Raw genomic sequence first — 12797 nt, 5'->3', positions numbered from 1 at the left:
ATACTTTCAAATCATCATCTGTTGCATATGCCACCATGTTTGCCGAAGCGCCCTGGCCATGATACATGATATGCGGGATACCTTCTTTTGATAAGAATGCACCACCGCTGAAAATACCTTCTTCCATATCGCCGTCTTTTACATCCAGCATATCGGGGTATAAGGTCCAGTGAAACAGGTCGGTGCTCACTGCATGTCCCCATACATGTTCCATTTTACCGTTCCGTAATTTCTGATAGATATGTCCCAGGTGGTATTTCCCCTTCCAGTAAATGCCGCCGTTGGGATCAAAGGGCATGGCATGACCCTCCGGGGCTACAAAATGATAGATGGGGCGGTGAGGGTCCGATTGCATCAGTGAGCGCAGGATGCGGGCATCATTGATCATACCGGCTATATCTTTTTGCTTTTCCTGCTGCGCCATACCACAACAGACCAGCAACATACATAAAAAGAGGGTGCCTAATTTTTTCATACCGGCTTGTTGTTTATTTTATCAATGCACTCCATATTGTGCATTCATGCAGGTTAATATTATAGCGCATTTACCAATGTCTTCATTTTTTGCAGGCCTGTTTTGGCCACCAGTAGAGGATCCTGGGCCCAGTACGTTCTGTTAAACAATTCCAGCGAAAGCACTTTTGTGCCGCCCATGGCCCGGAGTTCCTGCAAAATCTCATGAAGCGGCGCCGCCCCATCACCCGGGTATACCCTGTCGGCATCCGTTTGTTCGTTTACAGGTTTGGTGCCGGGATAGTCGTTCATGTGAATGATCTCAATGGCTTTTCCATTCACCAGCTTCAACCCGTTGAACCCTGAACCGCCGCGGAAAAGATGGTATACATCCGGCAGTATCCGTGCGTCGGGATCATTGGCAGCAGCGGCAATGGCCAATGCCTGGCCCAAAGTATACAGTGTACCCGAAGCGCCCCAGAATTCTAATTGCGGCATTACCTTATATTTTCTTCCCAATTCCAGTATCTCGCGGTAACGAATACCTGCCTGCCGGAAATCTACCGGCTCATCTTTTTCAACACCTGAAGGTGGTGCCGCAATGCGGCGGCAACCCAGGGCGGCCAGTATCTTCATCTCTTCTTCCAGTTCCTGCAATCCCGCCTTTCTTTTAGCGGTATCATCCACCATCCATGGAGTGAAACTGATCGCATTTTCCACCGTAAGTTTGTGATCTGCAATGAATTTTGCGAGTGCATCTGCTTTGTTTCCCTGTTTAAGATAATCTCTTATATCGCTCACCCACAATTCCACGCCATCGTAGCCCGCGGCAGATGCGACTTCCAGCGATTTAAGCAATCCCGGCTTTTGTCCGCTGATGGTGCTGGTATTAAGACAAAAGCGAAATGCCCCATCGGCGTGGTTGGCGCCTGCTTTGATAAAGGAAGGTATAAAGGCTGTTAAAGCCGCTGCACCTGTTAGTTTTAAAAGTTCCCTTCTGTTAAGCATAAAATGATAGAATGAAAACTTAAGGTAAGTATTTTTTGAGTGGGAGCATAAGACGAATCATATTTTTTCACTCCACATTTTCCTTTATAAAAGCAATGATCTTGCTATAAGAATCCAGTAGGTTAACTCCGGTCCATCCGTGAGATTCCAGGGGATAATACACCAGTTCATTTTTCACACCCTTTTCATTGAGCCTGTCAATAAGAAGCGTTGTTTGAGCGGGAATAACAATGATATCGGCGCCTCCCTGCAAGGCAATGGTAGGCGGACTCTGATCCGTAATAAAATTTAGAGGGCTACTGTTCACGTATATATCCGGGTCATCGGTATACAGGCTGCCTATGGCTGCAGATAAGGCCCATTGCTGTATTACACCTTCATTCCATAAGGCCACCAGGTCGGTGGGACCAAAAAAATCAACTACCGCTTTTACATGCCTGCCGGGGTCATTCTTATAGCTGTGCAGCATAGCCAGGTGTGCGCCGGCGCTCGCTCCTCCCATCACAATATCTTCACTCACCAGGTATTCGGCAGATCTGTTTAAATAAAAATTCACCGCAGCCTTAATGTCTTCTTCCTGCGCAGGAAATACGTTTACCGCATTATTGGACGCCAGCCTGTAGTTTATGTTCACAAAAGCATATTGCGGCAGTTCTTTTTTAAGGTATGTCACCGCTTCCGCCATATCGCTTTTATTGCCTTCCGTCCATCCCCCGCCGTGAATAATGAATATGGTCTTTGTGTGCTCCACGCTTCTTTCTTCGGGCAGAAAGATATCCATCACCTGCCGCGCATCATTGCCGTAAGCCATATCGGTATAGCTAAGAGCCGGCGTATTTACATCAGGCGCTTCAGCTTCCTTTTGGCAGCACAGCAAAACAAAAGGAAGAGCAAGTAAAAACAGGAAGCGCTTTCTGTTCATTATTTATCGTTTATCATGCGTAACAACGGCGTGCAGTATCTTTAAATACTCAAATGTAAACAAAAGCATCAGACACACTTACCGCTCCTCTCCCGTTATAGCGAATTTATAACACTGACCATATGTTTTTATGCAGGAAGGTCTATAACATTTACTGTACAACAAATGCTATAGCCCTTCATAAAAAAATATAATCCCGGCACCTGTAAACCCATCAGCTCCTGTCCCAGAAAGCGGGAGGCGCTATATCCAGTGAACGAAGATATACATAAGCCTGCCCGCGGTGGTGGATCTCGTTATCAATAAAATAGAATATAAAGTAATAACCGGTGCCTTCCCATTGACCAAACGCCGTGTCGGTTTCCAGGAAACGATGCGGGGGTATCTGTGGCCAAAGTGTATTCAACGCTTCGGTTGTTTCATCCCAGCGTTCCAGCAATTCTTTTTTTGAAGCAGGGGCTGCCACAGATGCTTCATCATAATTTTGCCACTTGCCCGTAATCAGGCCTTTTATTCCCGGCACCGCCATAGCAAGTATTTCCATCACCAGTTTCGAAAACGGGCGCATGCCACCAACGGAATAAGTAAACAATTTGTCGTCGGGAAACGCTTCTATCATTTTACGGGTGAGCCGCCTGTGCCCCTGCCAGTGTTCGAGCAGTGCTTCCGGTGTGATAACAATCGGGAATCCGGTTGCTATTGCCTGGTTACTGTTTGTCATTGTTTTCAATTTTATGGTTTATTATTGATTTACCATACAAAGAAAACAAGGCAGAGTGACAACCCTATGGCAGCCGGTTTTTTGGCAAAAAAATATTTATTCCCTGTAATTTACCTCGGTATCGTTGGGTTGCTTTTTCCCTTTTGTTGATCTCCCATTCTCAATAATGGCTTCGATAGTAGCCGACAATTCCCTTACTATGGAGGGATGACCTGCGGCTACATTGTTCGTTTCTCCGGTATCTGTTGTTAAATTGTACAATTGCAGATTGGGCAAACCCTGCGCCTTTGCCTGCTTTTCGGTAGGCGGGCTCCACCCGCCGGATCCCCGTGCAAAAACCAGCTTCCAGTTGTTTTTCCGGATAGAAAAATTTCCATCAATAGAGTGGTGAATAATGCTTGTTCTGGCATAGCCCTTTTCTTTCAACAACAAAGGCAACAGGCTGAAGCTGTCCTCGCCTTCATTATCTTTTAGCGGTCGCTGAAACACGTCTGCAAGGGTTGCCATGAAATCTGTGAGACATACGGTTGCGGTTGTTTCCAATCCGGCTCTGACCTTTGCGGGCCACTTAACAATAAAAGGTATGCGATGCCCGCCCTCAAATATATCGGCTTTGGCCCCGCGGTAAACATAACTGGAATGATGGCCGGCAGCAGAAAGCTCCGCAAAGCCGGCGGAAGGGGAACAGCCGTTATCACTGGTAAAAACAATGATCGTATTATCTTCAATACCGGCCGCCTTTACCGCATCCAGGATCTTGCCCACCATATCGTCTGTCATCAGCACAAAATCTCCATAAGCATTCGTACCGGATCTTCCCCGGTAGGAAGGAGCCGGAAGAATAGGCGTATGCGGGGAGGTGAGCGCGAAATAAAGAAAAAACGGGTTGCCCGATTTTGCCTCCCGGGATATATAATCTACCGCTTTGCCTGTGATCCTGTCAAGCACTTCTTCATGCCTGAAATCATTTCCCGCGGGTCCTGCCCGCCAGAATCCTTTGCCGCTGTTCCCGGCCGTGCTGTCAATAGCAGTTGCCGTTACCCTGTTGTTTTCAATATAGAAATAAGGATGCATATCTAACGATGCGGGTATGCCGTAGAAATAATCAAAGCCAACCTGTACCGGGCCATTTGTAAGCGGCTGAAAAAAATCAAACTCACCCGATGTATTCTTTTTCCAGTCAAGTCCAAGATGCCATTTACCGATACAAGCGGTACGATATCCGTTGCGCTTTAATAAAGAAGCCAAAGTAGTTCTGTTGTTTTTTATGAGCATGGTATCATACCCCCATAGCACACCGTTTTGCAATCCTGTACGCCACGCGTACCTGCCGGTGAGTATACCATACCGGGTGGGGGTGCACACTGCGGAATTGCTGTGTGCATCCGTAAACTTCATCCCATCGGCCGCTATTTTATCAATGTTAACGGTATGTAGCTTTGAGCCGGCATTAAAGCAACTCACATCGCCGTAACCGAGGTCATCAGCAAGAATATAGATGATATTGGGCTTCTGCTGTGCCTGCGCTACTACTGCAGCCAGAAAACAAACAGCAAGGGTTGTAAGGCTTTTTATGGATTGCATTGCATTTTCTTTGAGCTTCAGATAAAGTTATAACAATCGCTGCTTTTACGGACTATTCTGTGGTTTGCAAAGTAACCGGGACAACAACGGTTGTGTTGCCCCGGGTGGATTGGGTTTTCAAAATTGTGCACAGGAATATTAATACCCCGGATTTTGTTCTCCCAGGCTGGCATTATTTATAAATTCTGTTTCAGGTATGGGATAGAGATAGTATTTTTTGTTGGTAACAGGATGTGTAATAAGTCGCTGTGCAGGGGAAGCCAGATTTAAAAAATCCAATTGAGGCTGTATTGCAGCTTGTAATATACCCCAGCGATTAAGGTTGAAATACCGCTTGCCTTCAAAGGCAAAGAAATATCCTGTTCATTGCTTTATTCTTTACCGGTAAAACAGTTGGGGCCTTTCGCCGGGGCCGGCTGCAAGATATTTTTTAAGGAACGCTTTCTGTTCTTCGCTGCGCTTACCGAGCGAATGCAGTTGTTTCCGGATGCCTTCCGTATTGTACTGGAAATTCTCTGTCAGCAGCCCCATCCCGTCTAACTTTTTATTTGCTTCGGCGATCAGCAGACTAACCGGTTCCAGCATGGTTCTTATCATTTCATCGGGCTTTTGCGGAATGAATCCGTTATTACGGTAATGTACAAACGAATTGAAGATATCCGCGGCAGCGTTCAGGTTATCTACTGCGCCATTATACAATTGCATATCCTGTTCGCCGGCAATGATGGCAATGTTCATCCGGTTATAACCCTGCCACAGCTTAACCATTTTACTATTGGCACCGGCATTTTTCATGCGCCGCTCAATGGCAAGGTATTGCTGCAGGCTGTCCATTTGCAGGAAGGCTTTTACCGAATCTTTATAGTGAAAAATCGCCTTATTCTTTGCCGTAGCATTACTGTAACCCACAGGTTTTTCCAGTAATTGCCATAAAGGGTCAAAAGGCATATGAGTTTGTATAAACGTGGCGGGATGGACCATAAAATACCGGAAGCCACCCTGAAAGCCGGCATCCCAGGTAGGATCAAACAACCACCATTCATCATCTAAATTTACGGCACACCAGGCATGCCCGGTATTTCCCCTTGTGCTAATACCTGTGGGATACCCGTAAATTACATAGGAAGTTAGCCCGATCCTTGATGCAAGATCGGCAAACAGTCCTGCATAATTTTCACATACGCCCTTTCTCCGGCGAAGCGTAGCGGCAATTTTTGTTTCATGATCCACGCTCCTGTTGAAATAATAAGAGCTGTCATCGTTATAGCGGATATTGGAAGTAATCCAGCCATAAATGGCCTGCAACTGCGCTTTTGGAGCATCATAACGATGCTGTATATATGCTGCCAGCGCAGCAGCAGAACGGCTGGCGGAATCGGGCACAACAACAGTGAACCTGCCCGGCACTGCATAGTAATCCCAAAGCTGCCCTTTTGCAACGCCACAAACCAGTATCATGCCATATAACAGCAGGCCGAATTTCATACCCTAAAGTTATTACAAAGAAAGCATGTTTGGTTCTTGTTATTTGTGATTTGGAGCTTCGTCCTATACGCGGTCTGACCCTCCTTGCGCCGGGTACCCGGCGTTTTACGCTTCGGATTTACGACTCCCGGCTTCGGGCTTGTTACTTGTGATTTGGTTCTTGGTTCTTTATTTCCTACGATTGCGGCTCAAGCAATTGAAAGAACTGGTCGAACTGAGGAAGAATAACGATCCTTGTACGCCGGTTGGTGGCTCTTCCTTCGGCTGTGGCATTGTCTGTTAAGGGCTTGTATTCGCCGCGACCGGCTGCAGCCATCTTGGAAGGATCGAGCTGGTACTCATTTTGCAGGATGCGTACAACAGAAGTAGCCCGTTTTACGCTCAGGTCCCAGTTATCAAGCAGCACCCCGCTGCGGTAAGGCACATTATCCGTATGCCCTTCTACCATAAATTCAATATCGGGCTGATTCTTCAACACCTGCGCCACCTTGCCCAAAACAACTTTAGCCTGCGGTGTTACCTCATAGCGGCCGCTTTTAAACAGCAGCTTATCCGAAATATCAATATATACAACACCCTTATCTACCTTGATATTGATATCTTCATCGTCGAGGTTGCCAATGGCGCCTTTTAAGTTCATTACCAATACCATGTTCAGCGAATCCCTGCGTGAAATGGCGGATTGCAGACCCTGTATATATACATCCTTTGACCCGATATTGTCTAATGATTTCTTTATGCTTTCGGCCTGCGATGCAGAAATAACAGATAGGTCCTGCAGTTGCTTCAGCGCCTGGGTATTGTTCTCTTTAAGGAAGGCTACCTGTTCCTTAAGATTATCATTTTCCTTCTGTAGGTCTTCGTTCTTACGGGTAGCCGCATCCCTGGCATCCGTACATTCTTTCAGGGTTTGCTGAACATTTACATACGTTGTGTTGAGGGCTTCATTTTTGGCCTGCTCCGCTTTGAACTTTTTACTGCTCACGCATGAAAAAAGAAAAAGGGAAACAACTACTGTCAGAAGTGGCAATCGAAATTTCATAAAATTAATTTTTAACGATCGGTAAATATCATGCAAGATAGTACAAGTAAAAAAACTGATAACAAACCCTTGCTTGCTGTTGCACATCCGTTTACCGTAAAAGCTTGTAGCGGTCAGGCATAATTAACATTCACAAAAGCAGCCTGTTCTTCCTTAGTCAGGTGCTCCAGCAAAGTTGCTTTGTACGCAGCATCCTGCTTACCCATTTCACCCGCGTGTAGCAGTAAGGTTTTTTTCATCCATAAATACGCTCTGCAGGTTATTGGGATAATAGCCATGCATGGCATTCAGCATTAATCGGGTGAAGTAGAACGCCTTGCCCCGGGTATTTATTACCGTCCTGAAATCAGTAAATTATTGGGCAAACTTACACCAGGCATTGATGCAGTTGCTATTGCCATTGCCAAGCGAAACAGGGCAAAGATTTTTCCCACAGGAGCATATGCCGAAAATCGCTTGGGGCTTTCTGCACAAGTGCCGATGAACGTGGTTTATGTGACGGACGGCTCTGCACGCAAAATAAAAATCGGCAAACGCCGCTGGTGCAGCATGAAAAGCTGTGGCAGCAATGTTAAGGCGCTGGAATGGTACTACAGGCAGAAAGAAAAAACGCACTGATCACATATTTAAATGGCACCTCGTTATTCATTTAATACTTGTGATCCACCATGTATTGCCCGAAGGGTCTTTAACGCCACAGGCACGCCCGTAGCTCTGGTCTGACGGCTCCATTACCGATATACCGCCGTTTTCAAGCGCTGCTGCATAGCTTTTATCAGTATCATTAGCGTATATAAACAGGTTAGCTGTTTGTGAAGGCCACTGTTCCGTGGCCTGCGCAAACATAACAGTGCACTCACCTATTTTCGCTTCGGCATGCATAATGGTAACACCATCATCTCTTAAATGCTCACTGGTGAGCACAGCATCAAATACGGTTGAAGCAAAGCGGATAAAATCCCGGGGATGCTCCAATATCAAATACGGCATTAGCTGCTGGTGACCGTTTGGAATGTTCATGATAATAATTTTTGGTTATCCGATCGGTACAAAAGTAAGTGGTTACCGTATTTTCATGAAATCCTCCGTATTTTTAGCCCATGCAAGATATTGAAAACCTGATCTTCGACCTGGGAGGTGTAATACTAACATTGGACATGCCCCGCGCTGAGCAGCATTTTACGGCGTTGGGTGTAAAGGATTACAATACGCTCTTCCGCAGCGGTAATGTTTCTTCCTTTTTTAAAGCATATGAAGTGGGCAGCATAACGGATACCGAATTCCTGGAAGCACTGAAAAAACTGGCCGGTCTGCCCCTGAAAGATGAGGATCTCATAGCAGCATGGAATGCAATGCTCGGGCATTTTCCGGAAGAACGGATCGCCTTATTGAACAGGCTAAAAAACAAATACCGCTTATTCCTCTTCAGCAATACCAACGCGCTGCATTTAACAACTTTCAGAAAAGCATACTCAGATAAGTTCAATGGAAAAATTTTCGACGAACTTTTCGACAAAGCCTATTACTCCCATACCCTCGGTATGCGCAAGCCCGATAAGGCATCGTATGAGCATATCATCAGGGAAAATGATCTCAACCCTTCTAAAACGGTTTTTATAGACGATTCGATCCTGAATATTGAGGGTGCTGAATCCGCGGGCTTAAAAGGAATACATATTAAGCCCGGCATGTCCATTCTTGACATTAGCTTATAGTTTTATACAAGGCTGTCTTCAATATATTTGAAAGCTATCCGGGGTGAGAGCTTTTTCCACAGCACCTGGTAAATGTTTTCCGCGATAGGCATATCCGCACCTATCTCTTTATTCAGCTCATGAATGCTGCGTCCGGCATTGTAGCCTTCTGCTACCATATTCATTTCTGTTTGGGCCGACTGAACGGAATGACCTTTGCCGATCATGGCGCCGAAAGTGCGGTTGCGGCTGAACAGCGAGTAACAGGTCACCAGCAGGTCGCCTAAATAAACCGATGCGGCATAGTTGGGTGATTTTTTTTGTTGCAGTGCGCTGGCTGCTGTATGCACGCCTACTTTTATATTTCTGATACCTGCTTTGCGTAAAAAACCTGCCATTTCATCTGCACTGTTGGCGATCAGCACACTTAAAAAATTATCGCCGTAGCCAAGACCATGCGCCATGCCCGCTGTTACAGCGTAAATGTTTTTGAGTATAGCGGCATACTGCACGCCATATATATCATGATTAATAATGGTATTGATATAAGGAGTAGCAAAATTACCGGCAATGGCTTTCGTGGCCGCCTGTTTTGTTCCGGAAAAAGTAAGATAGGATAATCTTTCGGCGGCTACTTCTTCGGCATGGCATGGTCCCATGATGGTAAAATAATTATCAATGCCAAAATCAAATTTCCTCTTCAGGTAATCGTTCAGGAGCAGGTTCTGTTGTGGCAACATACCTTTAACAGCGGAGATTATTTTTTTCCCTGCCAGGTCTTTGGCTGTAATACCGGCAAACTGTTGTATTACATAGGCCGATGGCGTAACGATAATGATATGATCTGATGCATAGAAAAGCTGCCTGGCATGCGTAAACAGGGAAAGCAGGCCGGCGTCGAAAGATACGGATTGCAGATAGTTGGGATTGTGCTGCCTTTTCAGGAGATGCTTTGCCACGGTTTCATTGCGAACGCACCAGTTAATGTGGTTCCCGTTGTCTGTGAGCATTTTAGCCAGTGCTGTTCCCCAGCTTCCGCTGCCGATAATACCAAACTGCATAATAAAAAATTTGAGTCCCAAAAGTAGGCCTCAAACTTTTAATTCTTTATTTCAAACAATTGTTCTTTGGGAACTACTTTTACTTTTGTTTTGTTTTTGAGTGTTTTGCTCACAATAGTATAAGGTCCTGTTATCACTTCATCTCCTTCATTCAAGCCTTCTGTTATCTCAATATTGTTAATATCCTGAATGCCTGTTTTTACGGTAACCAGTTTTACGGTATTGTCTTTTTGCAGAACAAATACCACTTCCAGCAGGTCATCCGATGCAAAGGCAGGTGCATTATCGCCGTTTGTGCTATTGTTCTCCGGAGCGGTATTGCCCGGCTTTTTAACATCCCTGTTTTTAGCACCTTCACTTGCTGTATCTTTTTTATCACGTGTGGTCACTGCGTTTATCGGAACAGAAAGTACGTCCCTGTGTGTTCTGGTTTGTATATCGGCACTGGCGCTCATACCAGGGCGAAAGGGAAATTTTTTAGGCCTGGAAGGATCAAAAAGATCGGCATAAGAATCGCGGTCGATACGGATCCTTACTTCATAATTTGTAACATCTGTGCTGGAAGTAAGCGAAGATGCTGTTTGTGAAGCTGCGCCTGTTTGGCTGCTGGCAATTTGGGTAACAATGCCGTTGAATTTTCGGTTGTTGTATGCGTCAACTTCAATAACAGCTGTGTCACCCAGGTCAATTTTCTGAACATCATTTTCACCTACTTCTACTCTTATTTCATATACGCTGATGTCTGCTATGCGCATCATTTCAGTTCCTGCCATCATTGAGTTACCAACTACCCTTTCGCCCTTTTTTACGTTCAGCAACGACACTACGCCTGTCATGGGTGATATAAGAGCCGTTCGACTCAGGTCTTTATTGGCTTTTTGCAAATTGGCAGTGGCGCTTCGTACCTGTGCCTGGTTGTTGTGAACGCTTTGCAATGCAGCTTCATAATTGGCCTGCGCCGTTTTTAAAGTATTGTCTGCCTGTTCAAATTCTGCCTTTGAAATTACTTTATCGTCGAGCAATTGCTTTTGCCTGTTGAAGTTAAGTTTGGCAAGATCGAGTGAAGATTTCATTGCTTCCAACTGTGCCTGCGCATTGGATACCAGCGACTGCTGACCGGCAACCTGCGCTGCAGCCTGGTCGCGTTGCGTAGCATAAATATCAGCGTATATACGTGCCAGTATCTGCCCTTTTCTTACGCTATCGCCCTCTTCCACGTTCAGTTCCGTTATTTCACCTGAAACATCAGGACTGATCTTCACTTCTATTTCGGGATATACTTTGCCGCTTGCTGTTACAATTTCCGTAATATTCCTGCGTATAACTTTTTCGGAAGAGACTTTTATTCCTTCTTCTTTGCCTATCACACCGTTTTTTTTCAATACTATCAGTAATATTACCAATGCTACAAGACTAATGATGATCCACAGCAATTTTTTATTCATGTGTTGTAGTTTAGAAGTTATAACCTGATGCCCTGTCCCTTATAAAATTCAAGTACTTTCATTTTAAATACATAATCATACTGGGCAATAAGCGCATTTATCCGTGCATTGTATAAATTGGTTTGATTGGTAAGCCATTCGATGGTTTGCATCACACCAATGTCGTATCTTTTGGAAGCGAGGTCAAATGAACGTTCAGCAATGGCAACCTCTTTTTGTCTGGCACTGAATGTATGAAACGACCCGAGCGCCTGGTTGTATGCCGTATACACATCCTGCTTTAATTGAAGCGTATCCTGCTCAATTGACAGTTCTTTGTTCTTTATATCCCATTTCGCCCTTTCTATATCAGCGCGAGCCGACCAGCCGTTAAAAATGGGAATGCTTAAGCCAATGCCTATTCCCTGTCCGAAATTATTTTTCACCTGGGCGCCGTATCCATCCCACAACTGACCAAAGCTTTTTTTACTGGTCACAACATCCGACTGGGGCGAATACACATACAATTTATCTGAGCCATTAAGAATGTAGGCTGGTGTAGGCTGGTCGCCAAGGTTAACCTGGTTGATGGCCTTAAAAGAACTGTTAAAGGCTGTTCCCAGTTGCCCGAACAATGAAATAGAGGGATACTGTCGTCCTTTGGCTGATGCATAGCTTTTTTGCGAGGCCAGGAGGCGTAAATTATTCACTTTAATCTGTGGCTGCGATTGTATTGCCATACCATACACCAACGCCGGTGAAATTTCAAGAATATTGTCTACCGGTATTTGTTCCACCGCCGGCACTTCCAGCTCAAACACAGCATCGGCCGGAAGGTTGATGAGTGCTTTCAGGGTAAGCTTATCTACCTCTACCTGTGTAAGGGCGGTGATAAGGTTGGCGCTGTCCCTGGCAACCTGGGCTTCCAGTTCAGCCGCGTTCAATTCCGGTAATGCCCCGGCATCTACCTGCTTGCGTGTATTTTGATACTGGGCCTGGCTCTGCTTTAGCTGTATATCTGTTACTTCTGCCTGCTCAATATCCAAAAGCACCAGCAGGTACTGGCGGGCAACATTCAACGCGATATCATTTTTTGCTTTATCTATCGCCGCTTCGTCGGCCTGGTAATTATAATCATTTGATTTTATCGCATTTCTCTGGCTGTTCCAGTTGAATAAATTAACCTGGGCGTTCAATCCCATTTGCTGGTACATTACATTATTGTCGGTGTATACATTGGTAGAGTAATCCAATGAACGTCCGAATGAAAAACCGTGGTTACCGGAAAAACTGAGTGAAGGTATTTGCTGAAGTTTGCTCTGTTTAAGCGCTATGGCTGAAAGTCGTGCCTGGATATCAGCCTGCCTTACAGAAACATTATTGGTAAGCGCATATTCCACGCA

Annotated in this window: 12 protein-coding genes and 3 pseudogenes; 2 read left to right on the top strand and 13 right to left on the bottom strand. The window is 45.3% G+C overall.

What is annotated here, in order from left to right; all coding sequences use genetic code 11:
* The 9 genes and pseudogenes from PLH26_RS14820 to PLH26_RS14780 form a co-directional block, all read right to left on the bottom strand.
* A pseudogene (locus PLH26_RS14820) lies at positions 1-475 on the bottom strand (hypothetical protein); the annotation flags it as partial.
* 59 nt (positions 476-534) lie between these two features.
* On the bottom strand, positions 535-1461 hold the full coding sequence (locus PLH26_RS14815) for a sugar phosphate isomerase/epimerase family protein (protein WP_324586808.1): 927 nt from the start codon (positions 1459-1461) through the stop codon (positions 535-537).
* A gap of 67 nt (positions 1462-1528) precedes the next feature.
* A complete protein-coding gene (locus PLH26_RS14810) occupies positions 1529-2383 on the bottom strand; it encodes an alpha/beta hydrolase fold domain-containing protein (protein ID WP_324586807.1) in 855 nt (284 codons plus the stop codon).
* Between the two features lie 214 nt (positions 2384-2597).
* Complete coding sequence (locus tag PLH26_RS14805; protein ID WP_324586806.1) at positions 2598-3104, bottom strand: DinB family protein; 507 nt, start codon at positions 3102-3104, stop codon at positions 2598-2600.
* Positions 3105-3200: 96 nt separating this feature from the next.
* A complete protein-coding gene (locus PLH26_RS14800) occupies positions 3201-4688 on the bottom strand; it encodes a sulfatase family protein (protein WP_324586805.1) in 1488 nt (495 codons plus the stop codon).
* Between the two features lie 138 nt (positions 4689-4826).
* A pseudogene (locus PLH26_RS14795) lies at positions 4827-5027 on the bottom strand (hypothetical protein); the annotation flags it as partial.
* Between the two features lie 39 nt (positions 5028-5066).
* Complete coding sequence (locus tag PLH26_RS14790) at positions 5067-6173, bottom strand: transglutaminase domain-containing protein (RefSeq protein WP_324586804.1); 1107 nt, start codon at positions 6171-6173, stop codon at positions 5067-5069.
* A 175-nt stretch (positions 6174-6348) separates the two neighbouring features.
* On the bottom strand, positions 6349-7215 hold the full coding sequence (locus PLH26_RS14785) for an OmpA/MotB family protein (RefSeq protein ID WP_324586803.1): 867 nt from the start codon (positions 7213-7215) through the stop codon (positions 6349-6351).
* A gap of 113 nt (positions 7216-7328) precedes the next feature.
* Complete coding sequence (locus tag PLH26_RS14780; protein ID WP_324586802.1) at positions 7329-7493, bottom strand: hypothetical protein; 165 nt, start codon at positions 7491-7493, stop codon at positions 7329-7331.
* Between the two features lie 37 nt (positions 7494-7530).
* On the opposite strand from PLH26_RS14780, the pseudogene PLH26_RS14775 reads away from it, so the two are divergent.
* Positions 7531-7833: pseudogene (locus PLH26_RS14775) on the top strand (DUF6088 family protein); the annotation flags it as partial.
* Positions 7834-7860: 27 nt separating this feature from the next.
* Here PLH26_RS14775 and PLH26_RS14770 read toward each other — a convergent pair.
* Entirely contained in the window at positions 7861-8235 is a 375-nt protein-coding gene (locus tag PLH26_RS14770; protein WP_324586801.1) for a VOC family protein, read from the bottom strand.
* Between the two features lie 80 nt (positions 8236-8315).
* Here PLH26_RS14770 and PLH26_RS14765 point away from each other — a divergent pair, with 80 nt between their 5' ends.
* Positions 8316-8930, top strand: a complete 615-nt coding sequence (locus PLH26_RS14765) for an HAD family hydrolase (RefSeq protein WP_324586800.1) — start codon at positions 8316-8318, stop codon at positions 8928-8930.
* Positions 8931-8932: 2 nt separating this feature from the next.
* Here PLH26_RS14765 and PLH26_RS14760 read toward each other — a convergent pair whose 3' ends face one another.
* From PLH26_RS14760 to PLH26_RS14750, 3 genes are all read right to left on the bottom strand, one after another.
* On the bottom strand, positions 8933-9970 hold the full coding sequence (locus PLH26_RS14760) for an NAD(P)H-dependent glycerol-3-phosphate dehydrogenase (protein WP_324586799.1): 1038 nt from the start codon (positions 9968-9970) through the stop codon (positions 8933-8935).
* Positions 9971-10008: 38 nt separating this feature from the next.
* Positions 10009-11415, bottom strand: a complete 1407-nt coding sequence (locus PLH26_RS14755; RefSeq protein ID WP_324586798.1) for an efflux RND transporter periplasmic adaptor subunit — start codon at positions 11413-11415, stop codon at positions 10009-10011.
* A 17-nt stretch (positions 11416-11432) separates the two neighbouring features.
* Positions 11433-12797, bottom strand: a 1365-nt coding sequence (locus PLH26_RS14750; protein WP_324586797.1) for a TolC family protein, incomplete at its 5' end; no start/stop codon positions are given.

The sequence above is a fragment of the Agriterribacter sp. genome (assembly GCF_035444585.1).
Classification (GTDB): domain Bacteria; phylum Bacteroidota; class Bacteroidia; order Chitinophagales; family Chitinophagaceae; genus Agriterribacter.
This window is presented reverse-complemented; position numbering and strand designations above follow the sequence as displayed.

Coding starts and splice junctions, on each gene's coding strand:
- PLH26_RS14815 (WP_324586808.1), bottom strand. CDS start 1,461: ATGCTTAACAGAAGGGAACTTTTAAAACTAACAGGTGCAGCGGCTTTA.
- PLH26_RS14810 (WP_324586807.1), bottom strand. CDS start 2,383: ATGAACAGAAAGCGCTTCCTGTTTTTACTTGCTCTTCCTTTTGTTTTG.
- PLH26_RS14805 (WP_324586806.1), bottom strand. CDS start 3,104: ATGACAAACAGTAACCAGGCAATAGCAACCGGATTCCCGATTGTTATC.
- PLH26_RS14800 (WP_324586805.1), bottom strand. CDS start 4,688: ATGCAATCCATAAAAAGCCTTACAACCCTTGCTGTTTGTTTTCTGGCT.
- PLH26_RS14790 (WP_324586804.1), bottom strand. CDS start 6,173: ATGAAATTCGGCCTGCTGTTATATGGCATGATACTGGTTTGTGGCGTT.
- PLH26_RS14785 (WP_324586803.1), bottom strand. CDS start 7,215: ATGAAATTTCGATTGCCACTTCTGACAGTAGTTGTTTCCCTTTTTCTT.
- PLH26_RS14780 (WP_324586802.1), bottom strand. CDS start 7,493: ATGGCTATTATCCCAATAACCTGCAGAGCGTATTTATGGATGAAAAAA.
- PLH26_RS14770 (WP_324586801.1), bottom strand. CDS start 8,235: ATGAACATTCCAAACGGTCACCAGCAGCTAATGCCGTATTTGATATTG.
- PLH26_RS14765 (WP_324586800.1), top strand. CDS start 8,316: ATGCAAGATATTGAAAACCTGATCTTCGACCTGGGAGGTGTAATACTA.
- PLH26_RS14760 (WP_324586799.1), bottom strand. CDS start 9,970: ATGCAGTTTGGTATTATCGGCAGCGGAAGCTGGGGAACAGCACTGGCT.
- PLH26_RS14755 (WP_324586798.1), bottom strand. CDS start 11,415: ATGAATAAAAAATTGCTGTGGATCATCATTAGTCTTGTAGCATTGGTA.